Source organism: Desulfolutivibrio sulfodismutans DSM 3696, from assembly GCF_013376455.1.
In the GTDB taxonomy this organism is placed as follows: domain Bacteria; phylum Desulfobacterota; class Desulfovibrionia; order Desulfovibrionales; family Desulfovibrionaceae; genus Desulfolutivibrio; species Desulfolutivibrio sulfodismutans.
Genome location: NZ_CP045504.1, coordinates 3420326 through 3441419, shown reverse-complemented (window position 1 = coordinate 3441419; position 21094 = coordinate 3420326). Strand labels below are relative to the sequence as shown.

The window sequence follows — 21094 nt, the reverse complement described above, 5'->3', positions numbered from 1 at the left end:
GCGGGACGAAAACCGGCTAATGGTGCGGGTTTCGGGGTGAAGGGCCGGGGGCGCGATGGACTGGCGCGTGAAGACGCCGACGACGTTTAGTTTTGAATTTTTGGCGCGGTTGCGACGGATAGTTTTGACGGTTAGCCGCCGTACTCCCGGCAGGACCAGACCACGCGGCCGATGATGCGGACGGTGTCGGCCAAGTCGCCGCTCATGGGAACTTCGATGGGCTTGTAACGTTCGTTACGGCTGCGCAGAATCAGCATTCCTGGCTCACGATCCACGTATTTGACAAAGACCTCGTTATCGACGCCGACAGCGAACATGCAGCCGGATAGTATTTCGTTTTGGCTTTCGTCGATCAACACGGTGTCTTGATCTTCGAGTACAGGTTCCATGCTGTCGCCGTGGATGTCCATTAGGACCATTCTCGTGGAGTTTCCTTTCCGTTTGAGGAATTGTGTCTTGAACGCATAATGGCCAATGGTTTCCGCGCTGGTTTCCAGGCTTCCTGTTCCTGCATTGAGCCTAGCTTTTACTTTTGGGATTAACGTAAATCCTGGTTCATCTAGTGGTTCTTTATGTGATGTGCGTGTTTCTGATCCAAGGTTTTGTAAACTTGTCACATCACTATCACGATTCATCTCTCCACTTCCGAAGAGAATCCAATCACTCGAAACATTAAACCGCTTTGCGATTTCAAATATCCAGGCGGGAGGTAACTCTTTTTTGCTCTTCGCACTTGAAACACTGGATTGCCGCAGACCGAGGGCGTGCGCCAGATCCGTGTCAGTCTTGGCACCGGTTGCATCTTTCAGGCGGCCGTAAACGCCGACAAAATCGGTTGCATTTTCATCCGGGGTGTTTGCAACCGAATTTGCAACTTTTTTGACGTTTTCAGTAGGCATTTTTAATCCAACTATTCCGGTATTTTGTACGTTTTTTATCAAAATAGCATCAATTTTGAATTTGCAAGCGCCAAACACGTTGACTGTAAACGTCAAAGACGTTAATCCTGCCCTTGGCGTGTCACAGGTGTGACGACTTCACCGGTTTTTAACCCGGTTTACTGGGGCGGGCAATGGCAAAATGTGTGCGAAAACTGGACGCGGGCATGGTGCAATTGACCCTGCCGTTGACCAGCCTTCCCACGGCCGGGCTTCCGGCCGGGAGCCTGCGCCGCAGGGACGCCGTCCAGGAGGCTTTCCGGGCCGCCCTGGACCGCTCCGGCCTTACCCGTGAATACGTCGCCAATGAACTCTCCCGCCTGACGGGCGACGCCATCAGCATCCATCACATCAACAATTGGACGGCCGAGTCCAAAGCGGCCGAGCGGCGCATCCCGCTGGATTATCTAGCGGCCCTGGGGCTCATCCTGGGCGACGCGGGCATCCTCCAGGCGGCGCTGCCCGCCGGGTGGCTGGGGCTCACGCCCGAGGGTGCGGCGATCTACGAGTATGGGCGTTTGGCGGTCGAGGAACGGCGGCGCGGCCGCAAAAAGCGCGAACTTTTGGAGAGGATCAATGGCGGCCATACAGGGGCGTAAGATCAAGGCGTGGCTGGTGCTGCGCGGGATCACGATGATCGACGTGGCCCATGCCGCTGGTGTGGACAGAAGTTATGTGTCGCATTGTCTGGCCGGGACGAGACGGGCGAATGTGGTGCGCAACTACCTGGAGCAGATCGGGTGTCCGGTCGAGTACCTGGGAAAAAGGAAGGAGGCGGCGTGATGCACGAGGATGCTTTCCGGGCGGCCGCACGACAACAGTTCCCTTGCCTTCCTAATATCCGTGAGCTTGTCTGTAATAGTCTAAAATCTGGTCAGAATGCGTCCTCATATACCGAAGAATTGGAGTATTTAGTTTCCTTTCGGAAGAACCGTCAAGAAAATCCTGCGGAAATGGCGGCCAATCAGGAAGAGAAAGAAAAGTAATGTATGCAATTATGATGTCATGTAACGCTTTCTTTTTTTTCTTTGGAAGCATGGTGGCTTCTTCTGCGGTTATGAATGATTCTGTTTCAAGCATTTCCAAGACTGAATTCCACGCTTTTTGCTTAAAAGGTGTTCTCTTTGTATCGGCGTTGAAGTCGCTAAAAGCATACATAGTGAAATTATACAAAGTATCTCTGACGAATTCTGCTGAAAGCATATTTCCGTGCCTCCTGTGCGGTCAGGGGTTGAGCAACTCCGATAGCCAAGTCCCCTCCTAGCAGGGGGCACGGGAAACTTTCAAGGGAACGAGCGGCACATATGGACCAGGTCACGGCAAAAAACATCGCGCAGGCGCTGCAAATATCGCGGCAGGCTGCGGAGACCAGGGCGAAAAAGGAATCCTGGCAGTACGAGGAAATTCCATCCCCTGGCCGTGGCGGGAAAAAGCGCCTGTACCGCCTGGACAGCCTGCCCTCGGACGTGCGGGTGGCGCTGGCCGGGGTGGCCGCGTCGGAGGCGGCCACGGCCGGGCGAATGGAGGCCTTGCGGCTCTCCCTGGACGAGAACCTGGCCGCGCGGGCGGCCACGGCGGCGCGGCAGTCCGGGCTGGCCCGGTATGTGTGCTTAAACGACACGGCCAAGGGCCGGGCGTCGGCCAAGGCGGCCATCCTGGCGGCCTATCAGCAGTTTTTGGCCTCGTCGGGACTGGCCCCGTCCACGGCCCGGGCGGTGTTCGCGGCGCAGTACAGCCGGGGGCAGATCGCGGTGGACCTGGACGTGCGCGAGGACGTGCCCCGCGTCTCCCCGGGGACGCTCCGCAATTGGGAAACGGCGCTCACCACCGGCGGGCTGGCCCGGCTTGCGGGCAACTACGGACACCGGCGCGGCTCGGGGCTGGCGGCGCGGCCGGAGGTGGCCGAGTTCATCACCGCCATGCTCACGGACCATCCCCACGCCTCATCCAAGCACATCCGGCGCGGGTTGATCTCCCGGTTCGGCGAGGCCGAGGCTCCCAGCCTGCGCGCCCTGCAACGGTTTGTGGAAACCTGGAAGCGCGCCAATAGCTCGGCATTTCTTAAAATTTCCAACCCAGACAAGTGGCGCTCCACGTACCAGTGCGCGTTCGGATCGGCCTCGGCGGACGTTGTGCGGCTCAATCAGCGGTGGGAGATCGACTCCACCAAGGGCGACGTGATGTTGTCCGACGGGAAGCGGCACAACGTGGTGGCCATCATCGACGTTTACTCGCGCCGGGTGGTTTACCACATCTCGCGCAGTTCCAGCTCCACGGCCGTGGCAGCCTGCCTGCGCAAGGCCATCCTGGCCTGGGGAGTGCCGGAGGAACTGGTCACGGACAACGGCTCGGACTACGTGTCCCGGCACATCACGGACGCCCTGCTGGGCCTGGGGATCACGCAACGCATCGCCCCGCCGTTCACCCCCGAGGCCAAGCCGCACATCGAGCGCAGTTTCAAGACTTTTTCCCATGACCTGGTCGAACTCCTGGACGGGTACATCGGCCACGACGTGGCCGGACGCAAGGACATCGAGGCCCGGAAGTCGTTCGCGCAACGCCTTGGAACATCTGGCGAATCCGTTGCCGTAAACATGAGCCCGGAGGATTTCCAGGCCATTTGCGACCGTTGGGCGGAAGACATCTATGCCCGCGACCCCCACGAGGGGCTGGGCGGCAAGTCTCCCTTGAAGGTGGTGGCGGACTGGCGGCTGCCGGTTTCCCGGCCGGACGAACGCGCCCTGGACGTGCTGCTCTCCGCCCCGGCGGACGGGGATTCCTGGCGCACGGTGCGCAAAAAGGGTCTCAAGATCGACGGGCGCTGGCACATCCATGCCGCCCTGGGGCCGATCATCGGGCAGCGGGTGCGGGTGCTGCTGGACGAATCCGACGTGGGGGCCGTGTACGTGTTCGCCGAGGCGGCCTCGGGCGAGATGGAATTCGTGTGCCGGGCGGTGGACCCCGCCACGGCGGGCATCTCCCGCCAGGAAGTCGCGGCGGCGGCCAAGGCGGCCCAGAAGGCGGCGATTGCCGAGAAGACGGCGGAACGGCGGGCCGCCAGTAAAAAGCACTCCACCAAGGACATTGCCCGGGAAATCCTGCACGACGCGGCGGCCAAGGCGGGCAAGCTGTCCGTCCTGCCGCCCCCCACGCTCCCCCACGAAACCCCCATGCTGCGCGAGGCCGGGCAGGCGGCCCGGGCCACGGACGCGCCCGCGCCCAGACCCGCCACTGATGCCGAACGGACGGCCCGGGCGGCGCTGGCCGAAGATATGCGGCAGGCGGCCACGGTGCATCAACTGCCGGAATCGCCGCGCCAGCGGTACGCGCGGTGGCGTGAGCTTGACGCGGCCATCCAGGCGGGCGCGGCCGTGCCGCAAAAGGACCGCAAGTGGTGGGAGAGCTACCGCAAGACATCGGAATTTTCCGCCCAGGCCATGCTGCGGGAGATGGTCCCGGGGCAGGCGGCCGGGGCGCAGTAAACGACGAACGCCCACCGTTGCAGCGGTGGGCGCTCTGAAAGACCAAAATCAAGGAGGTCGTAGCGTGTCAACATCCGAGACGCTTGTCAACACCACCCCACTGCCCGGCGGGGTGGCCCCCCTGCAAAACGTGGCCTTGTGCCTGGGCGCGCTGGACAAGGCGGCCAAGCGGCCGGGGCATCTGCCGGGGCTGGTAGTCCTGTATGGGCCGTCCGGCTACGGCAAATCCACCTCGGCGGCCTACGTGGCCACCCGCACCGACGCCTACTACGTGGAGGCGCGGTCTTCCTGGACCAAAAAGGCCATGCTGGAGTCGATCCTTACCAGCATGGACATCCGCCGGGGCCGCACCATCCAGCCCGCGCGGACCATCAGCGCCATGGTGGATCAGGCGGCCGAGCAGCTTGCCCGCTCCGGACGACCATTGATCATCGACGAGATGGACCATGTGGTGGACCGCAACGCCGTGGAGCTGGTGCGAGACCTGTACGAGGCGTCGCGGGCGGCCATCCTGCTCATCGGCGAGGAGCAGCTTCCGGGGAAACTGGCGGCCTGGGAACGCTTCCACGGCCGCATCCTGGATTGGGTGGCGGCGCAACCGGCGGACCTGGATGACGCCCGGGCCTTGCGGGACATGTACTGCGACCGGGTGCGGGTGGCGGATGACCTGCTGGCCGATCTGGTGGCCGCGGCCAGGGGGTCCATCCGGCGCATCTGCGTGAACCTGGAGCGCATCCAGGAGCAGGGGCAGCTCGACGGCGTGGACGTGATGGACCGGGCGGCCTGGGGCGGCCGTCCGCTCTATACGGGCGAGGCCCCGCGCCGGAGGTCGTGACCATGGCCATCTCGAAGCGTGACGCCATGTGGACCGCCATGCGCCAGCTCGGCAGCTTCACCCTCGTGGACGTGTCCCGGGCGGCCAAGGCTACGGAACCGGCGGCCACGGACTACGTCAAGGCCCTGGTCCTGGCCGGGATCGTGGCCGACTCCGGCGAGATGGTCATGGGGCCGCGCGGCCGGACGCGCAAACTGTACCGGCTGGCCCGGGACATGGGCGTGGACGCCCCGCGCGTGGCCAAGGACGGCCGCGTCCTGCCGCCGTCCGGACGGCAGCGCATGTGGCGGGCCATGGGCATCCTGAAAGAATTCTCGCCCCGCGATCTGGCGATCACGGCCTCGTTGCCCGAGGCCCCGGTGGCTGTGGCCGAGGCCGTTTACTACTGCGTTTGGCTGACGCGCGGCCGTTACCTGCGGCAGGCCGGGGCCGGACGGTATGTGGCCATCGAGGCCATGCGCACCGGGGCGCGCGCGCCGCTTATCCAGCGCATCCGGCGGCTGGTGGACGCCAATACCGGCGAGATCATGGCCGAATCGGCCCCGGCCGAGGAGGCGTCGTGAGCGCCCTGGCCAAGGCCCGCGAGGCCCACGGCTTCGCGCCGGACTGGATCGAGGCCCTGGCGGCGGCCTGCGACGCCTCCACGGGCCGGGCCGTGGCCAAGCGGCTCGGGGTGTCGCCTGCGGCGGTGTGCCGGGTGTTGGCCAATGCCTACGGCGACATGGCGCGCATGGAACGCCGGGTGCGTGAGATCCTCATGGCCACGGCCGTGGCCTGCCCGGTGCTGGGCGACATCGACGCGGCCATGTGCCGGGAGCACCAGGAACGGCCGTACACCCCCATAAACCCCACCTATGTGCGGCTTTTCCGGGCCTGTCGGACCTGTCCGCACCGTCTGGAGGCAGACCATGACCAGGGCCGTCAGGTGTGTGGAGCGTGAGGCGCGGCGAGTGCGGGCACGGATGGGACTGCGGGCCGTGACCGCCGGGCGGCTTATGCGGCGCGAGGCCAGGGAAACGAAACGGGAAATTACGGAGGGACTGCGATGCTTGGGGACAAGATCAGAAACGTGCGGAACAGCCTGGGCGTCCTGGCGGACAAGGTGAACGAGGGCGTGTGGGCCTATCTCAAGGTGTGCCAGGCCGAACTGACCGACGCGGCGGATGCCGTGGAAGAGATCGAACGGGCGGTGGCCATGGAAAAGAAGCCGATTCCGGCCGCAACGCCCGCAAAATAAGGAGACAGACATGCGCACGAAACCGAATCCGGCCTTTTTGATCGCGGACCTGGACGCGGCGGACAAGGCGTTGGCCCGGCTGGCGGAGATCCAGCGGGCCGTAGAGGCCGAGGAAGGCAAGCTCAACGAGACCATCGACAAGATGAAGGCGTTGGCCAAGGAGCGGCTGGCGGCCAAGCTGGGGGATAAAAAGGCCATTGAAGCGGCCTTGGTCACCTTCGCGGGATCGAAAAAGGATGAATTGTTCGAGAAGGCGCGAAGCAGACAGCTCAATTTCGGGACCATCGGCTTCCGGCGTTCCACGGAGATAAAGGCCAAGGGCAAGGGGACTCTCGCGGGCATCCTGGAGCGGATCAAGACGTTGATTACCGGAGAGCCCGACGATCCGTTTGCCGGTGCCGTCCGCATCAAAGAAGAGCTGAACCGGGACGAAATGGTGAAGTGGCCTGACGAGCGCCTGGAACTCGTGGGGGCAAGGCGCGCGAAAAAGGACGTCTTCTACTACGAGCTTTCGGCCGAGGAAATCAAGGAGGCTGCGGCATGAGCGGGCAGGCGGAAGGCGGCACGGTCGAGGTGGTCGAACGGCATGTGCCCATGCGGGTGCTGCGGGCGGCCGAGGCCCAGGCCCTGGCCTGGAAGAAGCGGGCGGAGGAACTGTCCCGGGCCATCCATGACGCTGCGGCCTGCGGCGTGTCCGTGGTGTGTCTGCAAACCACGGCCCGGCGGATCATGGCCGGGGTGGAATAGGAGACCTGCTATGGATGACATCGATTATGCGGCGGTTGTGGCCACTCTCGAAGAGCATTGGGGTGACTTTGCCGAATACAGCGGCGGCGAGGAATCTGCGGATCGCACACTCGCCGCCTTGAAGCGGGAGGGAAATCTGGAGTGATGCGAAACCGCCCTGCGGGGCGGTCGTCGGGACGTGGCGGTCCCGGCCTGATGAGCAGCCGAGGGGGATGAAACATGGCCGAGTATGTGCCGGTGCCAATTGAGGCAGCAAAGCGGATAGCCGAGGACTATGACAAGGAACAGGTCATTATCATCGCGTATGACGACAAGCATCAACTCAAGCACTGCACAACGTATGGAAAAACCTTGCGTGATGCTGCTCTTGCCGCCGCTGTCGGTGCCCACTTGAAAGCATGGCTCGGGTTTCCGGAGGAGTACTGCAAGGTGCTTCCGGCGCGAGTACTCAAAGCCATTGAAGCATTCGAAGCAAATGAAGAGAAATAATGCGAAACCGCCCTGCGGGGCGGTCGTCGGGACGTGGCGGTCCCGGCCTGATGAGCAGCCGAGGAGAGACACATGGCCGTCGCATATTGCTTCACCAACGGAGTGGTTCGCATCAACGAGACGTGCCCGGACGGTGCGCTCCCAATAGCTAGTGGCGATGCGTGTCAACTCCAGCGTGCCGTCCGTGATCTTGCGGTGCATGCATGGGATGGCGTGATTATGCTCGTTCCAAACCTTGCCTTGGCACAGGATGATAGTGCGAAAGTGGCCGCTGTGCTGGATTTCTCACGGCGCGTCGAACAAAGCCTGCGCCGGGAGCAGTAGGAGGAGGTGTCGAATGGGCGGGTTCTCATGCACATGCGAGGAACGAAAGAAACCATTGAATGAACGTGCGTGGTTTGTTTTTAAGAGAAGATACCATTGCTCTGCATTCTCTGGATACCATGCAACGCGAAGCGATTACAGCAGTGTGAGTTGTAGGAGATGTGGTCGTGTCTGGAGAACAAAAGCAAAGTACGTCTTCGATTTACCAGACGGAAGGCTTTAGCGAAACCGCCCTGCGGGGCGGTCGTCGGACGGTGGCGCGTCCGGCCTGATGAGCAGCCAACGAGCAAGACATGGAATGGCGCACCATCCCGAATTATCCGGCCTACGAAATCAGCGAGTCCGGCACAGTCCGCAAGACGGGCACCGGGTATCAGCTCGGGAAAAGCGGCCGCCGCTACGGGCTGTGGGACGGGAAACAGCGGAGATATTTTTATCCGTTTGAGCTGGTTGAGCAGGCTTTCGGACCCCGCGAGGGCGGGTCGGAGTCCAAGCCAATAAAGGCTCCCCGCCCGGAACTCCCTCCCCTGGCCATCCCCGCCCCTGCCGAGTCGGACGACAACAGGTGCGCGGCGCTTGAGCGCGAAAAAGAGGAATTGGAATGCGAAATCGAGGATAAGCAATGCGAGATTGATCGGTTGCGAGAAATACTTGATGCCCTTGATTCGCGCGCCAAGCGTGTACACCGGACAACCGACGCGACGATGACCGAAGAAAACGCGATTCTGAAAGGCGAAAACAGGCAGCTCAAGCGGCTGGTGGCGGAACTGGAGGCGGAACTTCAGGTGTACATGGTGGCGATATGACGATGACAAAAGAAGACTGGGACTATGTTGAGAGGGGGTGCAGCCATCCCTACGGACATGTGCAGTTGATGTGCGACGGGTTTACGCTTGGCTTGAAAGTAGAGTCGGTAGGTACGCTCAAGTATGCCATCGTCCCCTTTGTCAATGGGTACTTCAAGGGGCAGTGGCTTTTTGAGGATTGCGAGGAGAGACGGCGGTTTTACCGGCCTTCGACGCGTCCGATATTGAACAGGAAACAACAGGAGCAGGAAAAAAAGATCGCTCGCCTCGCGAAACGCCCCAGCCGTCATAAAGAGACATTTACCGCGTGGCTTCCCTATTGGCCGAGCTTTGGGCCGTTGCGCCGCCACCTGATCCGCAACAACACGGACATCACGCTGGTCCGGGGGGATGCGTGATGCCCCGCTTCGCCGTCGATACCACCGCCATCCCCGGCCGGGCCGCCATCCGCGACACGGCGCGCGGGCGGCTGGTGGGATTTTTCCTGGCCGATCCGGACAAGCCGGACGCGGCCGAGCGCATCGCGGCCATTTGCGCCGAACGTCTCAACGAGATCGCGGCCCGGGCCGCAAAACAGGGAGAATGACATGCCCTGCCAACCCTACGTCATGTCCAAGCGCCACAAAGGCCGCATCGTGATGATGGTCACGTATTCGCGAGGCGGCGGCGTTGGCCGCAAGATATGTGCTGACGGCGCATTGGCAGACCGCGAGGTGTGCCTTTTCCCGGGCGACATCGTCGCGGAACGGCCGCTCTTGCCGGGGTGCGAGGACGTGGCGCTACGGAGGCGGGCATGAACCGCTCGACCTCCCGCCGCCAGGGCATGCTGGCCAAAATCCACATCGCCAAGAAGCAGCTCGGCATGGATGACCCGGACTACCGGGCCATGCTGGACGGCCGCTACGGCGCGGAATCGGCGGGCACACTGGATATGAAGCAGCTTGACGATCTGCTGCGGTTCCTGTCGCGGCGGGGCTTCCAGGCCCCTGCCCGGCGCCGTGGCGACCGGGCCGCGCCCGCGCAGCGCGACTACGACCGCTCGGCGCTCATGGGCAAAATCGAGGCCTTACTTGCCGAAACGGCCAACGTCCAGGGCCGGTTCGTGCCCTGGGACTACGCCCTGGCCATCCTCAAACGCCAGGGCGGCCCGGAAAAGCTGGAATGGGCCACCACCAAGCAGCTCCAGGCCGTGATCGCGGCCCTGGGCAAGAACCTGCGGCGCAAGGATCAGCAGGACGCCGCGTTTACCGAGGGCGGGGAGTAAACATGTCCGGGGCGTTTGACGCGGACCTGCCGCCCACGTTGGCGGCCATCGCCGACCTGGTGGGGCCTGTGGCGGCGTACCGCCTGGCCGAAGCCAAGGGCGGCACGACGGTCTACATCCCGCGCCCCGAGACGCTCACGCCGGACCATTGGCTGGTGGCGGCCGTGGGCCGGGCGGCGGCGGAAAAGATCGCCTGGATGGCCCAGGGCGAGAACCTGACGATCCCGCTGGGACCGCTGGCCGGGAACCGGTCCAGGGTGTGGCGGGCCATCCGCGAGGGCATCAAGGCCGGGAAAAGCGAAAACGAGATCGCCCGCCTGGCCGGGGTGGCAGGGCGCACCGTGCGGCGGCACCGGGCCGGTGGCGACGGGCGGCCGGATCAACACAGTTTGCTGTAAGGATGCCGGAGAATCATGGCGGAAACACGCACGAAATTGGGGTCTGTTTTGCTCAAAATTTCCGGCAAAACGACGCTGATAGAGCTGTTCGACGCGGCGCAGTGGCCCGGGGAACGGCCGGAACCGGGCACGGTGCGGCTGCGGGTGGATGGCCGCTGGCTGGCGGCTGGCGACGAGAAATATGCGTTCGTGACACTGGAGGGGCTGGGATTCGCCCTGGCCAGGGCGCTGCGGGGCGAGGACGACACGCCAGCCCCGGCGTCCGGACGGCGCATCGCGGCTGGGACGCGGCTGTCCGTGCCGAACGGGCAATTTTTCGAGGACGGCCGCCCGGTCTTTGACCGGGTGATCGCCAAGACTCCGGCGTTTCTGGGGATTGACGGCCGCTGGCGGGTGTTTGTGGTGGGCCGCCGGGAGCCGGTGCTGCTGTCGGAATGTGAACGGATCGAGGAGGAAGCGTGAAAAAGAAAACGTCGGCTGGCGTACGGGACGAGTTGAAACGTCAGAAACGGCGGCAGGTGGAGCTTTTGACGCACCTGTCCGCCCGATTGGCGGGTGTGGCGATGCTTGTCACTGTCAAGATCCCCGGCATCTCAACCTTGACCGATGCGGGGGCGTTCCTGAGCCTCGGTGAAACCATGATGGCCAACCAGACCCTGGAGGGCATCCTGGGAACCCTGGGACGGATCGCGAAGGCGGCCACGCCCGCGCCCGGGGCCGGGGCTGGCGACATTCCCGCGCCGGAGACGGAGACAAGGCAATAGGCGTTTACTGGATGCGGGAGGGTTGATATCCCTTCGGAAACAAGGAGGCGTGTGATGCGGATAAGGGCTTTGATGTCGGCCGGGGCGTGGTTGCTGATGCTCACTCTCGCAGTCCCTTCCCTGCTGGCTGCTGAGGACGCGTACGATCTCCGCAGTGTGAAATGGGGGATGAGCAGGGAAGATGTTGTCAAATCCGAAGGGAAAAAACCAATTCTTGATAAAGACAACATGCTTGTTTTCAAGGACACGCTCTTCGGAAATCAAATCCATGTTATGTATATTTTTGCTGACAGCAAGTTATGCAAAGCAATGTATTTTCTTGCCGATGAGCACACAAACAAAAATGACTACATAGATGATTATGATGTGTTCAAGGAAACGCTTGACTCAAAATATGGCACTCCAAAGGATTCAAGAGTGCTGTGGAAAAATGAACTTTATGCAAAAGATAAAGAATTCTATGGACAAGCCATCTCGTTAGGATATCTCGAAATGATATCAATCTGGGAGACTCCGACAACACGTATTGCGTGCGTCTTGGACGGTGAAAACTTCAACGTCCAGCTAAAAGTTATCTATGACTCAAAAGAGTTCATAGACTTGCTGAAAAAGGAAAATGAGAAAAAGGAAAAGAGCAAGTTCTAATGGCCACGGCTCTTGACAACCCCGGCCGGAAATCCTAACCGGAAAGTCCCAACCTTACGAGGCGTCCTGCCGCCTCTGCTCCGGTTCCCATCCGGCGCGAAAGAGCGGGTTTTTTGTTTTGTCGCCTTCGCGTTTCCCTTTGGGAAAGGCTCGAATCGGCGGCATGACGTCCGGGTGTCCGCGAGGCCCCGGCTGCTCGTAAGGCAGGGGAACGTCATGCCGCCTTTTTTATTTCCAAACCCCAACCTTACGAGGTGCAGCATGTCCCTTTCTCAAACCCCTTCCGTTCCGGTGACCGTCGAATTCCTGCCCGGGGAGCGCCCGGCCGTCCGTTCCGTGGAGCTGGCCCAACATTTCGGCCTGAAGCACAAGAATGTGCTGCGGGACATCGACGATTTGACCCGCAAGCTGCCGGAATCGTTTCATCGGCTCAACTTTGAGCCCATGTCCATCCCGGTGGAAATCGGGAACGGCGCTGTCCGGAATGATCGCGCCTACCTCCTCACCCGCGACGCCTTCACGCTCCTGGTGATGGGCTGGAACTCCACCCGGGCCATGGAATGGAAGCTCCGCTACATCGAGGCCTTCAACAGCCTGGAGCGGGCGGCCCTGGAAAACGCCCGCAGCGAGGCCCTGGCCGACGGGGCGCGGGCGGCCCTGGCCGTGCCGCCGGAGCGGCTGCACCGCATCAACCAGGCCGTGCGCTACCATCAAAAGGGCCTCAATTGCATCGAGATCGGCAAGCTCCTGGATGTGTCCAGGGATGTGGTCTGGAGGCTGGTGCGCCAGGCCCGCACCCTGGGCCTGCTTCCGGCGTCCGGCCCGACGTCTGGCCCGGCGGCCGCGTCCCGCGCGGCGCGGGGGCTGGCGCAATGACCGGGCTGGTGCGGCCCGGAGAGCACCCGGCCGACGCCATCCGCCGCATGGGCTGCGTGGCGGACTATCTGAGCGAATCGATCCCGGCCTGGAGCCTGGAGACGGAACCGTCCCGCGAGGCCGTGGAGGGGCTGGCCGTGCTGCTCCAGCTTTTGGCCGGGGCGGCGCACGAACTGGCCCGGGAGATGACGGACTTGACGCCTCCCCCGGGGTCGTGACACAAACCCGCAACATCCCCATGAAGAGGCCCCCGGACAACTGTCCGGGGGCCTCTTGCTTTTCGCCCGGCGTAGACCGGGCGTCATGAAACGCCATCCGATATCGCTTTTCCTGGTCCTGTGCCTGCTGGTTGCGACGGCCATCCCCCCGGTGGCCGCTGCGACCCGGGCCGTCCCTGTGGCAACCCCGCAACAGAACGAGGCCGACGCGACGGCCGCGCCTTTGGTGACGCCGCGTCCGGGCCTTACGGACATCCGGGCCGTGGTGGCCAAGGTGCGCGACGGCGACACCCTCACCGTCACCATCCCGGACTGGCATCCGGCCGTGGCCACCATCGGCGTGCGCATCGCCGGAATCGACACGCCGGAGCTGCGCGACACGCGGCCCCATATCCAGGCCCTGGCCGAATTGGCCCGGGAATGGACCCGGTCCCGGTGCCGGGTGGGAAGCGTGGTCATCCTGCGCGACGCGTATCTCGGCAGCCTGTCCCGGCTGTCGGCCCGGGTGGTGACCGAAGACGGCGTGGATCTGGGCGACGAGCTGGTGCGGCGCGGGCTGGCCCGACCGTGGAACGGGCGCGGGGACGCGCCGTGGTGATGCCAAAGGAGGTGGCTGTGAGCGATCCGAACGAAATCGTGGTGGAAGTCCGCATCGGAGGGAAGCTCATTTATGCCTACGACTCGGACGGGAATGTTTTTTTCAGCCAGGGGCATGCACACGCCCCCCAGGCGCTGGAACACCTGGAGGGCGCAGCGGAATGGCTCAAGAAAACGTCACCTCGCGCCACGGAAGGCGTTGGGGAGGGACGTTTGCCAGGAAGCCCACAAGGTCTTTCCTGCCCCAATAGTCAAGGCCATGCCGGTTGTTTTCCGCAGCCAAAACCACAGGCACACCCAGGCGAATAGACAGGGCTTCGGCAACCCGGTCTCTTTCGCCCTGGGAGGAGAGGATACGAGGCTTCACCAGCATAACGGCAAACGAAACACCTTGTTCATTAATCAGGGCGCATTGCCATTTCTCCATAAACATCTCCTTTTGGTCCGGGGAAAAGATGCCAAACCGTACCAGATAGAAAATGGCAAATAAAGGGAACAGGAAATGACTGAAGAAATCCTGAAGGCGATCCTGGCGGCGGCGGACGAGTTCAAGCTGCCTTTCGAGCTGGTGCGGGCGGTGGTCGAACACGAGTCGGTCGGGGGGGGTACGTATGCGATCCGCTACGAGCCGGGGTTCGACTTCCGCTACCACCGCGCGCCCGGCGGTTTTATCCCGCCGGGATGCAGCCAGGCCACGGAAGAGGTCGGCCGGGCCATGTCTTGGGGCCTGATGCAGATCATGGGCGAGACGGCCCGGACCCTCGGTTTCCAGGGCTGGTTTCCGGAGCTGTGTGTCCCGGCGATTGGGCTGGCCTGGGGCTGCCGGTATCTGCGGCGGCTGGCGGACCGCTACGGCCACGAGGGCTGGGACGTGGTGTGCCGGGCCTACAACGGCGGCCCGGGCAACCGGCACAACCTCGAAAACGACTATCCGTCGAAAATCCTGAAACATCTGGGCGGCCGCTGGCCGCAAAAGGGAGTCTGATCGTGGACGAAAAAAACGAAGGCAGACAGGTCACGGCTGAAATCGGCGTGATCGAAAAGAAATGGTGGCTGTCCCGGGGCGTCTGGGGCGGCGTGGTGGCCATGCTGGCCGGTATCGCGGCCGCGCTGGGCTACAGCCTGTCCGAGGGCGTGCAGGGCGACATCGTGGAATTGATCCTGGGCATCGCCGGGGTGGCGGGCGGCGGCTTGGCCGTGTGGGGCCGCATCAAAGCCGAAACCAAGATTGCCACGCCCGGGACCGGCGGCCCGTCCACCATCAAGGGGTTGCTGGCCCTGGCCGTGGCCGTTCCGGCGCTGCTTCTGGCCGGGTGCGTGGGAACGCGGGCCCAGACCGACCCGGGCACGGTGGACGCAAGCCGGTATCAGGCCGTGGCGGCCCAGCTCCCGGGTGTGGTCGAGGCCCTGGCCGACGTGGCCCTGACCGCTCCGGTGGACGCCCAGACAAAGGAGCGGATCGCCGAATACGCCACGCTGGCCAAGGCCACGGCTTCGGCCATCGGGACCGTGGACACCTCCGATCCCCTGACCGTGGACAAGTTGCACGAATTGATCCGGCGCATCGCCGCCGTTGTGGAGGCCTCGCAGGCCGACGCCGGGACGAAGTCGCAGGTGGCCAACTACGCCGCCTGGGCGGGGGTGGCCCTTCGCGCGGTAGCCGTCGTGGGCGCGATGATCTGACCCGGGAGGCTGACGTGGAGGATATTCTCAAGTGGTGGCCGGTGGCCATGTTCCTGTTTCAGGCGTTTTTCGGATGGATCATGTGGTCCCTGGCCCGGAAATTCGTGACCCGGGAACACTGCGAAGCAACACGGGCCAGTCGTGACGCAGACCGGGCCAGGAGCGACAAGGCCGTCGCGGACCGGGTTGCCGGGGTGGACGGCCGGGTATGCGCCGCGCACGCGGCCCTGGCCGATGCCCCATCTCCCTCGGAGGTCGAACGTCTTACCGGAAGCCTGGACGGGCTGTCCGCCGACGTGGCGGCCTTGGGCACGGATCTGGAGGCCGTCCGGGGCGACGTCAAGGAGGTCAAGGCCATGATCTCCGGCGTCCGCGACGGGCTTTCCCGCATGGAAAAGCAAAACGATCTGCTCATGGAGCATCACATCAGGGGGCGGAAATGAACAGCTTCGCGCGTCTGGTGACCGAGGACCGCCGCCTGGTGATCCTGCGTTTCCTGCATGAAGACCCGGATTACAAGCTGAACACGTCCGTGTTGCAGACGGCCCTGGACGCCGTGGGGCACAGCGCGTCCCGGGACCAGGTGGAGACGGACGCGGCCTGGCTGGCGGAAACGGGGCTGGTCGAGATCGAGACCGTGGGCAACGTGCGCGTGGTGCGGCTGACCGCCCGGGGCGCGGACGTGGCCACGGGGCGGGCTGTTGTGCCCGGCGTCAAACGCCCGAGCCCGAGGTAGCCATGCCGCGAAAGTCTACCGTCAAGGCGCTCCCTGCGCCGATCCGAAAGGAGCTTGACCGCCTGTTGACCGAGGGCGCGCACACGCTGGATCAAATCGTTGCGCATCTGCGGCAGTTGGGCGCGCCTGTCTCACGATCTGCGGTGGGCAGATATTCACAGGATTTCGAGGAAGTTGCCGCGCACATCCGGGAAAGCCGCGAAATCGCGTCCTCGTTTGCCCGCGAGTTGGGCGAGGTGCCGGATGGCGACATGGGGCGAGTGCTCATCGAAATCGTGCATCGGCTGGTGTTTAAGGCCAGCTTGGCGAAGTTGCGCGATGGGGACGCCATTGATGCCGTTGACGCCGCGCGCTTGGCCAAGGCGATCAAGGACTTGGCTGCCGGGTCCAAGATCGGCGTGGACACCGAGATCAAAATCCGTGAGCAGGCCCGCAAGGAGGCCCTGGCCAAGGCCGCCGAGGCGGCCCAGGGCGCGGCGGATCAGGCCGGGCTCACCCCCGAGCAGTGGGGGCTTATCCGGGCGCAAATCCTTGGCGTTGAGGTTGAGCCCGCATGAGCATGACCACGTCCGAACGCGAGGAAGCCCTCCAACTCGTTGAGGACATCCAACGCATGCGAGCGACACGGCGGCTGACCCCGACCGAAGTCCCGAAGATCCTGCTGCCGTATCAAGCCGCGTGGCATCGCGATGAATCGCCGGTGCGGCTCTGCAAAAAGTCCCGGCGTATCGGTTTTTCGTGGGGTTCGCTGGCTGCCGAAGCGGCCCTGGAGGCCGCCTTGGCCAAGGGGATGGACCAGTTTTATATGGGCTACAACATGGCCATGGCCGCCGAGTTTATCGGTGACTGCGCCTTCTTCGCCCGAGCCTACCAACTGGCGGCCAGTCAGATCGGCGTCACCCTGCTGAAAGACGAGAAGCGCGACATCGTCACATACAAGATCCAGCTTGCCAGCGGATTCAAGATCGAGGCGTTGTCATCCTGCCCCTATAACTGGCGGTCCCGCCAGGGACATGCCCGCATCGACGAGGCAGCATTCCACGAAAACCTTCAGGAGGTCATCAAGGGGGCCTTGGCCTTCCGCATGTGGGGCGGGCGTATAGACATCGTTTCCACCTTGAACGGAGAGGACAACCCCTTCACGGTGCTTTGCAAGGACGTGGAGGCGGGAAAGCTCCCCTACTCGCTCCATAAGGTCACTTTCGACGACGCCTTGGCCCAGGGCTTTTATCAGCGGGTGTGCCTCGTCACGGACAAGGAATACAGCCTTACGGCGGAAGAGAAATACCGGGAAGAGATCTACGCGGATTATCCCACGCCAGAGGACGCGAACGAGGAACTGGATTGCATCGCGAAACGCGGGTCGGGGGCGTTTTTTACCCGACTCCTTTTGGAGCACTGCCATGGCGAGGGAATTCCTCGTTTGCGTTGGCAGCAACCCGCCGAATTTGTGATTGAACCTGACCGCTTGGAAATCGCTTCCACATGGATACAGGACCACCTGAAGCCGCTCATCGACGCCATGCCTACGGGTAGGCGCACGGTTTACAGTCAGGATTTCGGGCGTTCTGGAGACTTGTCGGTAAACTGGGTCTGGCACGAGGAACGGCCTGGACGTTGGCGACAGTCGTTCGGCGTGGAGTTGCGCAATATCCCTTTCGACGTGCAGCAGCTCATCACGTTTTACATCCTGGACAACATCCCGCTTTTTCAAAAGGCGGCCTTTGACGCGCGCGGGAACGGTCAGAGCCATGCCGAGGCAGCATTGCAGAAATACGGACAGGGCCGGGTGGAGTGCGTCATGTTTTCGGCCCCTTGGTATGCCGAGTGGTTCCCGAAGTACAAGCAGGCCATGGAAGGGGATCTGTTGCGTCTGGATGCCAACGAGGACGTGATTGCAGACCACCGTATGGTGGTGATGGTCCAGGGGCGGCCGGGGATATCCGGTGCCCGGGTCAAGGGATCTGACGGCCAATACCGGCACGGGGATTCGGCCGTTGCTGGCGTGCTGGCATATTTCGCCACCTGTCAGAAGCGCACCGAATATGGCTACACCCCGGCCGAGCCGTCCGGCTCTGTCCCTAGCCGGAATGGCCACTCCGACATCGACGACGACAGCGGCCGCTGGCCGCAACAGGGGGCGTGGTAATGCCGACGCTATTTGACCATCTGGGGCGGCCGGTGGACCTGGGCCGCCTGCGCGAGGAGGAGGCCGGGCCGACGCTGACCGGCGTGCGCCAGGTCATGTCCGGCCATCCGGCTCAGGGCCTGACGCCGGTTCGGCTGGCGCGGCTTTTGCGCGACGCCGAAGACGGCGACCCCACGGCCTATCTGGAGCTGGCCGAAGAGATGGAGGAAAAGGACTGCCACTACCGGAGCGTATTGGGCACGCGCAAATTGCAGGTGTCGGGCCTGGAGATCACGGTGGAGGCGGCCACGGACGCGGCCGAAGACCAGCGGGCCGCCGACCTGGTGCGCGACGTGCTGACCCGGGACGAATTGCGGGACGAGCTTTTCGACGTGCTGGACGCCGTGGGCAAGGGGTTTTCGCTCACGGAAATCATCTGGGACGTGGAAGGCAGGCAGTGGACGCCGCAGCGCCTGGAATGGCGCGATCCGCGCTGGTTCGCCTTTGCCCGCGAGGACGGCCGCACGCCGCTTTTGCGCAGCGAGGGCGGGCAGCTCGTGCCGCTTTCCCCCTACAAGTACGTGGCCCATATCCATAAGAGCAAATCGGGCCTGCCCATTCGCGGCGGCCTGGCCCGGCCCGTGGCCTGGGGCTACCTGTTCAAAAACTTCGACATCAAGTCGTGGGTGCAGTTCGCGGAGATCTTCGGGGTTCCGCTACGCGTCGGCCGCTACGGCCCGGGCGCGACGGAGAGCGAAAAGGCCACGCTTTTGCGCGCCGTCAGGAACATTTCCACGGACGCGGCGGCTATCATCCCGGAGTCCATGGGCATCGAGTTCATCGAGGCCAAGCTCTCGGGCAACGTAACCCTTTTTCGGGAACTCTCCGAATTCTTGGACCGTCAGACCAGCAAGGCCGTTCTGGGCCAGACCGGCACCACGGACGTGGGCCAGCACGTGGGCACGGCGGACGCCCATGAGCGGGTGCGCGGCGACATCGAGGCCGCCGACGCCCGGCAATTGTCCATCGCGCTTACCCGAGACGTCGCCCGGCCGGTGGTCGACCTCAACCTGGGGCCGCGCCGCCTCTATCCGCGCATTAAGGTATTCCGGCCGGACGAAGAGGACATGGACAAGCTGGCCGACCGGCTGGTGAAGCTGGTGCCGCTTGGGCTCCAGGTCGAGGCGTCGATCATCCGGGACAAGCTGGGGTTGCCCGATCCGCCTCCGGACGCGGTGTGCCTGCGCGCCCCCGGGGAAACGGCCGAAACGGCCGCGACTGGCGCGATGGGCGCGCCAGTGGCCACCGGATCGCCCAGGGCGGCGCACACCCGGGAGTTGGCCGGGGGCTTGGCCGGGGCGGCCGAGCCGCAGCCCCGGGACGCGGTGGACGTGGCCGTGGCCGAGGAGTTGGCCGAATGGCAACCGCTGGTGGACCCGCTGATTGAGCCTGTGCGGCGGCTGTTGGCCGAATGTGCGGACCTGGACGAGTTTTTGCGGCGGCTGCCCGAGGCCGTGGCCGGGCAGGACGTGGCCGCGTTGACCGAACACCTGGCAAAGCTAACCTTTGCGGCCCGCCTGGCGGGCGAGACGGGGGCGGGCCTTGGCGATTGAATTCAAGGCCGTCGCGCCCGCCGAATCCGTGGCCTACCTGGAGGCCCGGGGCCACGTGCTCACCCCGACGTTCGACTGGCGCGAGATGTGGCAGGGCGAACACACCCGGGCGTTTACCGTGGCGAAAAGCGCCGGGTTCGATGTGCTCAAGGACATCGAACAGGCCGTGCTGCGGGCCAAGTCCGAAGGCCGCACCCTCAAACAGTTCGCCGCCGAGCTGACGCCGATCCTCCAGGCCAAGGGCTGGTGGGGCAAAAAAGACATGACGCACCCGGACACCGGGCAGGTGGTGCGGGCGCAGCTCGGTTCTCCCCGGCGTTTGCAGATCATCTACGACACCAACATGCGCACGGCCCACGCGGCCGGAACCTGGGCGCGCTACGAGCGCACCAAACATATAGCTCCCTATCTGCGGTACGTGGCCATCCTGGACGGCAAGACGCGGCCCGAGCACCGCGCATGGCACGGCATCGTATTACGAGGGGACCATCCCTGGTGGAAAATGCACTTCCCCCCAAACGGCTGGCATTGCCGGTGTGTCGTCATCCAGCTTTCCGAAGCGCAGCTCAGAGAGCTTGGATACGAAATCAGCCCCGATCTGGTCATCGAGATGGAAAAGTACGTCAACCCCCGCACGGGTCAGGAAATCTATGTGCCCAAGGGCATCGACCCCGGCTTTGCCTACAACCCCGGGCAGGCCGCCCTGGAAAACCACGCGGCCCGGGCCATGCTGGACAAGCTGCCGCAGGCCTCGGCCGATCTGGCGGCGGCCCAGGCGGCCTCGGCCCGGTTCGTGGTGCCTGCGCTCAAGCATGACCTGTCCGAATGGGTGCAGGGTAAGCTGACGGCCATGGAGACCGGCGCGCCGATCTCGGCCGGAGAACGGCGGGTGGTGGGGGCGCTGGATCAGAAGGTCATCGACTTCATGCGCGAAAAAAAGGCGCCGCCGGAGTGCGGGGCCATCACCTTGTCGGATAAGGGCATCGCCCACCTGTACCGCGAGGGCAAGCAGGCCAGCGGCGTGGGGCTGTCCCGGGAGACCATCGCCCGGGTGGTGGACGCCCTGTGGGAGCCGGAGGCGGTCTATTGGGACAAGGCCAACCCGGCCCTGCTGTACCTGATCGATGCCGGTGACGGCGCGGGCAAGCTGGTGGTGCGGGTCAACCACGCCGTGCGGATGCGGGTGGCGGCCCCGGGCGAGGAACTGACGAAACAGACGGTCGTCACGAACGATCTGTGGTCGGGGCGGGTGATTGATCCCAAGGACATGGAAAACACGGGGATGTTTGAGCGAATCTTTTAAGATGGCCGCCC

The 21094-nt window shown here is 63.7% G+C and carries 35 protein-coding genes and 3 other RNA genes; 35 read left to right on the top strand and 3 right to left on the bottom strand.

Going from position 1 to position 21094, the window contains the following annotated elements; translation table 11 throughout:
• Nucleotides 1-131 precede the first annotated feature (131 nt).
• Complete coding sequence (locus GD606_RS15745) at nt 132-995, bottom strand: LexA family transcriptional regulator (protein ID WP_246298841.1); 864 nt, start codon at nt 993-995, stop codon at nt 132-134.
• A gap of 89 nt (nt 996-1084) precedes the next feature.
• Here GD606_RS15745 and GD606_RS15740 point away from each other — a divergent pair, with 89 nt between their 5' ends.
• Nucleotides 1085-1537 carry a hypothetical protein gene (locus GD606_RS15740; RefSeq protein ID WP_163301347.1) on the top strand — a complete coding sequence of 151 codons (453 nt, stop codon included), beginning with the start codon at nt 1085-1087 and terminating at the stop codon, nt 1535-1537.
• On the top strand, nt 1515-1721 hold the full coding sequence (locus GD606_RS15735) for a helix-turn-helix domain-containing protein (protein WP_163301348.1): 207 nt from the start codon (nt 1515-1517) through the stop codon (nt 1719-1721). The genes GD606_RS15740 and GD606_RS15735 overlap by 23 nt, the downstream gene beginning before the upstream one ends.
• Before the next feature lie 51 nt (nt 1722-1772).
• Here the strand turns inward: GD606_RS15735 and GD606_RS15730 are convergent, their stop codons facing one another.
• Nucleotides 1773-2141: a hypothetical protein gene (locus tag GD606_RS15730; protein ID WP_163301349.1), complete on the bottom strand. Its 369-nt coding sequence runs from the start codon at nt 2139-2141 to the stop codon at nt 1773-1775.
• Nucleotides 2142-2242: 101 nt separating this feature from the next.
• Between GD606_RS15730 and GD606_RS15725 the strand changes: the two genes are divergently transcribed.
• The 25 genes from GD606_RS15725 (at nt 2243) to GD606_RS15610 (ending at nt 13621) form a co-directional block, all read left to right on the top strand.
• Nucleotides 2243-4420: a TnsB C-terminal domain-containing protein gene (locus GD606_RS15725; protein ID WP_163301350.1), complete on the top strand. Its 2178-nt coding sequence runs from the start codon at nt 2243-2245 to the stop codon at nt 4418-4420.
• A 64-nt stretch (nt 4421-4484) separates the two neighbouring features.
• Complete coding sequence (locus GD606_RS15720; protein WP_170304568.1) at nt 4485-5255, top strand: AAA family ATPase; 771 nt, start codon at nt 4485-4487, stop codon at nt 5253-5255.
• Between the two features lie 2 nt (nt 5256-5257).
• A complete protein-coding gene (locus tag GD606_RS15715; protein WP_163301352.1) occupies nt 5258-5818 on the top strand; it encodes a hypothetical protein in 561 nt (186 codons plus the stop codon).
• Nucleotides 5815-6195: a transcriptional regulator gene (locus tag GD606_RS15710; RefSeq protein ID WP_163301353.1), complete on the top strand. Its 381-nt coding sequence runs from the start codon at nt 5815-5817 to the stop codon at nt 6193-6195. Before GD606_RS15715 ends, GD606_RS15710 begins: the two co-directional genes overlap by 4 nt.
• Nucleotides 6196-6300: 105 nt before the next feature.
• Nucleotides 6301-6492 (top strand): hypothetical protein, encoded by a 192-nt coding sequence (locus GD606_RS15705; protein ID WP_163301354.1) that lies wholly within the window; start codon nt 6301-6303, stop codon nt 6490-6492.
• A gap of 10 nt (nt 6493-6502) precedes the next feature.
• Nucleotides 6503-7036: a host-nuclease inhibitor Gam family protein gene (locus GD606_RS15700; RefSeq protein WP_163301355.1), complete on the top strand. Its 534-nt coding sequence runs from the start codon at nt 6503-6505 to the stop codon at nt 7034-7036.
• Nucleotides 7033-7239: a hypothetical protein gene (locus GD606_RS15695; RefSeq protein WP_163301356.1), complete on the top strand. Its 207-nt coding sequence runs from the start codon at nt 7033-7035 to the stop codon at nt 7237-7239. The genes GD606_RS15700 and GD606_RS15695 overlap by 4 nt, the downstream gene beginning before the upstream one ends.
• 10 nt (nt 7240-7249) lie before the next feature.
• Nucleotides 7250-7384, top strand: coding sequence for a hypothetical protein (locus tag GD606_RS20805; RefSeq protein ID WP_281362002.1), 135 nt, complete (start codon nt 7250-7252; stop codon nt 7382-7384).
• An RNA gene (locus GD606_RS15690) (hammerhead ribozyme type II) lies at nt 7384-7448 on the top strand. Before GD606_RS20805 ends, GD606_RS15690 begins: the two co-directional genes overlap by 1 nt.
• 10 nt (nt 7449-7458) lie before the next feature.
• Nucleotides 7459-7728 (top strand): hypothetical protein, encoded by a 270-nt coding sequence (locus tag GD606_RS15685; protein ID WP_163301357.1) that lies wholly within the window; start codon nt 7459-7461, stop codon nt 7726-7728.
• Nucleotides 7728-7792, top strand: an RNA gene (locus tag GD606_RS15680) — hammerhead ribozyme type II. Before GD606_RS15685 ends, GD606_RS15680 begins: the two co-directional genes overlap by 1 nt.
• Before the next feature lie 8 nt (nt 7793-7800).
• Complete coding sequence (locus GD606_RS15675; protein WP_163301358.1) at nt 7801-8052, top strand: host nuclease inhibitor protein; 252 nt, start codon at nt 7801-7803, stop codon at nt 8050-8052.
• Between the two features lie 220 nt (nt 8053-8272).
• An RNA gene (locus GD606_RS15670) (hammerhead ribozyme type II) lies at nt 8273-8337 on the top strand.
• Between the two features lie 8 nt (nt 8338-8345).
• Nucleotides 8346-8858: a hypothetical protein gene (locus GD606_RS15665; protein ID WP_176629324.1), complete on the top strand. Its 513-nt coding sequence runs from the start codon at nt 8346-8348 to the stop codon at nt 8856-8858.
• Nucleotides 8855-9256 (top strand): hypothetical protein, encoded by a 402-nt coding sequence (locus GD606_RS15660; RefSeq protein WP_163303993.1) that lies wholly within the window; start codon nt 8855-8857, stop codon nt 9254-9256. The genes GD606_RS15665 and GD606_RS15660 overlap by 4 nt, the downstream gene beginning before the upstream one ends.
• Nucleotides 9256-9444 (top strand): hypothetical protein, encoded by a 189-nt coding sequence (locus GD606_RS15655; RefSeq protein WP_163303992.1) that lies wholly within the window; start codon nt 9256-9258, stop codon nt 9442-9444. Before GD606_RS15660 ends, GD606_RS15655 begins: the two co-directional genes overlap by 1 nt.
• A 1-nt stretch (nt 9445) precedes the next feature.
• Nucleotides 9446-9655, top strand: a complete 210-nt coding sequence (locus tag GD606_RS15650; RefSeq protein ID WP_163303991.1) for a hypothetical protein — start codon at nt 9446-9448, stop codon at nt 9653-9655.
• The gene (locus tag GD606_RS15645; protein WP_163303990.1) at nt 9652-10122 is read left to right on the top strand and encodes a regulatory protein GemA; all 471 of its coding nucleotides are present in this window, start codon (nt 9652-9654) and stop codon (nt 10120-10122) included. Before GD606_RS15650 ends, GD606_RS15645 begins: the two co-directional genes overlap by 4 nt.
• 2 nt (nt 10123-10124) lie before the next feature.
• Nucleotides 10125-10520 carry a hypothetical protein gene (locus GD606_RS15640; protein ID WP_163303989.1) on the top strand — a complete coding sequence of 132 codons (396 nt, stop codon included), beginning with the start codon at nt 10125-10127 and terminating at the stop codon, nt 10518-10520.
• Nucleotides 10521-10535: 15 nt separating this feature from the next.
• Nucleotides 10536-10982, top strand: a complete 447-nt coding sequence (locus GD606_RS15635) for a hypothetical protein (protein ID WP_163303988.1) — start codon at nt 10536-10538, stop codon at nt 10980-10982.
• Nucleotides 10979-11284, top strand: a complete 306-nt coding sequence (locus GD606_RS15630) for a hypothetical protein (RefSeq protein ID WP_163303987.1) — start codon at nt 10979-10981, stop codon at nt 11282-11284. The genes GD606_RS15635 and GD606_RS15630 overlap by 4 nt, the downstream gene beginning before the upstream one ends.
• Before the next feature lie 54 nt (nt 11285-11338).
• Nucleotides 11339-11929: a hypothetical protein gene (locus GD606_RS15625; protein WP_163303986.1), complete on the top strand. Its 591-nt coding sequence runs from the start codon at nt 11339-11341 to the stop codon at nt 11927-11929.
• A gap of 261 nt (nt 11930-12190) precedes the next feature.
• On the top strand, nt 12191-12805 hold the full coding sequence (locus GD606_RS15620; protein WP_176629323.1) for a Rha family transcriptional regulator: 615 nt from the start codon (nt 12191-12193) through the stop codon (nt 12803-12805).
• Complete coding sequence (locus GD606_RS15615) at nt 12802-13023, top strand: hypothetical protein (RefSeq protein WP_163302457.1); 222 nt, start codon at nt 12802-12804, stop codon at nt 13021-13023. The genes GD606_RS15620 and GD606_RS15615 overlap by 4 nt, the downstream gene beginning before the upstream one ends.
• Nucleotides 13024-13108: 85 nt before the next feature.
• The gene (locus GD606_RS15610; RefSeq protein ID WP_163302456.1) at nt 13109-13621 is read left to right on the top strand and encodes a thermonuclease family protein; all 513 of its coding nucleotides are present in this window, start codon (nt 13109-13111) and stop codon (nt 13619-13621) included.
• Nucleotides 13622-13786: 165 nt separating this feature from the next.
• Here the strand turns inward: GD606_RS15610 and GD606_RS15605 are convergent, their stop codons facing one another.
• Entirely contained in the window at nt 13787-14047 is a 261-nt protein-coding gene (locus GD606_RS15605; RefSeq protein WP_163302455.1) for a hypothetical protein, read from the bottom strand.
• Between the two features lie 75 nt (nt 14048-14122).
• On the opposite strand from GD606_RS15605, the gene GD606_RS15600 reads away from it, so the two are divergent.
• Genes GD606_RS15600 through GD606_RS15565 form a run of 8 tightly spaced genes read left to right on the top strand, consistent with a single transcriptional unit; the run spans nt 14123 to nt 21083 of the window.
• Entirely contained in the window at nt 14123-14605 is a 483-nt protein-coding gene (locus GD606_RS15600; protein ID WP_163302454.1) for a lytic transglycosylase domain-containing protein, read from the top strand.
• A gap of 2 nt (nt 14606-14607) precedes the next feature.
• Nucleotides 14608-15303 carry a hypothetical protein gene (locus GD606_RS15595; protein ID WP_163302453.1) on the top strand — a complete coding sequence of 232 codons (696 nt, stop codon included), beginning with the start codon at nt 14608-14610 and terminating at the stop codon, nt 15301-15303.
• Between the two features lie 14 nt (nt 15304-15317).
• Entirely contained in the window at nt 15318-15746 is a 429-nt protein-coding gene (locus tag GD606_RS15590) for a hypothetical protein (protein ID WP_163302452.1), read from the top strand.
• Nucleotides 15743-16039, top strand: coding sequence for a VpaChn25_0724 family phage protein (locus GD606_RS15585; RefSeq protein WP_163302451.1), 297 nt, complete (start codon nt 15743-15745; stop codon nt 16037-16039). The genes GD606_RS15590 and GD606_RS15585 overlap by 4 nt, the downstream gene beginning before the upstream one ends.
• Nucleotides 16040-16041: 2 nt before the next feature.
• A complete protein-coding gene (locus GD606_RS15580; protein ID WP_163302450.1) occupies nt 16042-16596 on the top strand; it encodes a DUF3486 family protein in 555 nt (184 codons plus the stop codon).
• The gene (locus tag GD606_RS15575; RefSeq protein WP_176629241.1) at nt 16593-18188 is read left to right on the top strand and encodes a hypothetical protein; all 1596 of its coding nucleotides are present in this window, start codon (nt 16593-16595) and stop codon (nt 18186-18188) included. Before GD606_RS15580 ends, GD606_RS15575 begins: the two co-directional genes overlap by 4 nt.
• Nucleotides 18188-19780, top strand: coding sequence for a DUF935 domain-containing protein (locus tag GD606_RS15570; RefSeq protein ID WP_163302449.1), 1593 nt, complete (start codon nt 18188-18190; stop codon nt 19778-19780). The genes GD606_RS15575 and GD606_RS15570 overlap by 1 nt, the downstream gene beginning before the upstream one ends.
• Nucleotides 19770-21083, top strand: coding sequence for a phage head morphogenesis protein (locus GD606_RS15565; protein WP_163302448.1), 1314 nt, complete (start codon nt 19770-19772; stop codon nt 21081-21083). The genes GD606_RS15570 and GD606_RS15565 overlap by 11 nt, the downstream gene beginning before the upstream one ends.
• The last annotated feature ends 11 nt before the right edge of the window (nt 21084-21094 follow it).

Coding starts and splice junctions, on each gene's coding strand:
- GD606_RS15735 (WP_163301348.1), top strand. CDS start 1,515: ATGGCGGCCATACAGGGGCGTAAGATCAAGGCGTGGCTGGTGCTGCGC.
- GD606_RS15730 (WP_163301349.1), bottom strand. CDS start 2,141: ATGCTTTCAGCAGAATTCGTCAGAGATACTTTGTATAATTTCACTATG.
- GD606_RS15725 (WP_163301350.1), top strand. CDS start 2,243: ATGGACCAGGTCACGGCAAAAAACATCGCGCAGGCGCTGCAAATATCG.
- GD606_RS15715 (WP_163301352.1), top strand. CDS start 5,258: ATGGCCATCTCGAAGCGTGACGCCATGTGGACCGCCATGCGCCAGCTC.
- GD606_RS15705 (WP_163301354.1), top strand. CDS start 6,301: ATGCTTGGGGACAAGATCAGAAACGTGCGGAACAGCCTGGGCGTCCTG.
- GD606_RS15700 (WP_163301355.1), top strand. CDS start 6,503: ATGCGCACGAAACCGAATCCGGCCTTTTTGATCGCGGACCTGGACGCG.
- GD606_RS15695 (WP_163301356.1), top strand. CDS start 7,033: ATGAGCGGGCAGGCGGAAGGCGGCACGGTCGAGGTGGTCGAACGGCAT.
- GD606_RS20805 (WP_281362002.1), top strand. CDS start 7,250: ATGGATGACATCGATTATGCGGCGGTTGTGGCCACTCTCGAAGAGCAT.
- GD606_RS15685 (WP_163301357.1), top strand. CDS start 7,459: ATGGCCGAGTATGTGCCGGTGCCAATTGAGGCAGCAAAGCGGATAGCC.
- GD606_RS15675 (WP_163301358.1), top strand. CDS start 7,801: ATGGCCGTCGCATATTGCTTCACCAACGGAGTGGTTCGCATCAACGAG.
- GD606_RS15665 (WP_176629324.1), top strand. CDS start 8,346: ATGGAATGGCGCACCATCCCGAATTATCCGGCCTACGAAATCAGCGAG.
- GD606_RS15660 (WP_163303993.1), top strand. CDS start 8,855: ATGACGATGACAAAAGAAGACTGGGACTATGTTGAGAGGGGGTGCAGC.
- GD606_RS15655 (WP_163303992.1), top strand. CDS start 9,256: ATGCCCCGCTTCGCCGTCGATACCACCGCCATCCCCGGCCGGGCCGCC.
- GD606_RS15650 (WP_163303991.1), top strand. CDS start 9,446: ATGCCCTGCCAACCCTACGTCATGTCCAAGCGCCACAAAGGCCGCATC.
- GD606_RS15645 (WP_163303990.1), top strand. CDS start 9,652: ATGAACCGCTCGACCTCCCGCCGCCAGGGCATGCTGGCCAAAATCCAC.
- GD606_RS15640 (WP_163303989.1), top strand. CDS start 10,125: ATGTCCGGGGCGTTTGACGCGGACCTGCCGCCCACGTTGGCGGCCATC.
- GD606_RS15635 (WP_163303988.1), top strand. CDS start 10,536: ATGGCGGAAACACGCACGAAATTGGGGTCTGTTTTGCTCAAAATTTCC.
- GD606_RS15625 (WP_163303986.1), top strand. CDS start 11,339: ATGCGGATAAGGGCTTTGATGTCGGCCGGGGCGTGGTTGCTGATGCTC.
- GD606_RS15620 (WP_176629323.1), top strand. CDS start 12,191: ATGTCCCTTTCTCAAACCCCTTCCGTTCCGGTGACCGTCGAATTCCTG.
- GD606_RS15615 (WP_163302457.1), top strand. CDS start 12,802: ATGACCGGGCTGGTGCGGCCCGGAGAGCACCCGGCCGACGCCATCCGC.
- GD606_RS15610 (WP_163302456.1), top strand. CDS start 13,109: ATGAAACGCCATCCGATATCGCTTTTCCTGGTCCTGTGCCTGCTGGTT.
- GD606_RS15605 (WP_163302455.1), bottom strand. CDS start 14,047: ATGGAGAAATGGCAATGCGCCCTGATTAATGAACAAGGTGTTTCGTTT.
- GD606_RS15600 (WP_163302454.1), top strand. CDS start 14,123: ATGACTGAAGAAATCCTGAAGGCGATCCTGGCGGCGGCGGACGAGTTC.
- GD606_RS15585 (WP_163302451.1), top strand. CDS start 15,743: ATGAACAGCTTCGCGCGTCTGGTGACCGAGGACCGCCGCCTGGTGATC.
- GD606_RS15580 (WP_163302450.1), top strand. CDS start 16,042: ATGCCGCGAAAGTCTACCGTCAAGGCGCTCCCTGCGCCGATCCGAAAG.
- GD606_RS15575 (WP_176629241.1), top strand. CDS start 16,593: ATGAGCATGACCACGTCCGAACGCGAGGAAGCCCTCCAACTCGTTGAG.
- GD606_RS15570 (WP_163302449.1), top strand. CDS start 18,188: ATGCCGACGCTATTTGACCATCTGGGGCGGCCGGTGGACCTGGGCCGC.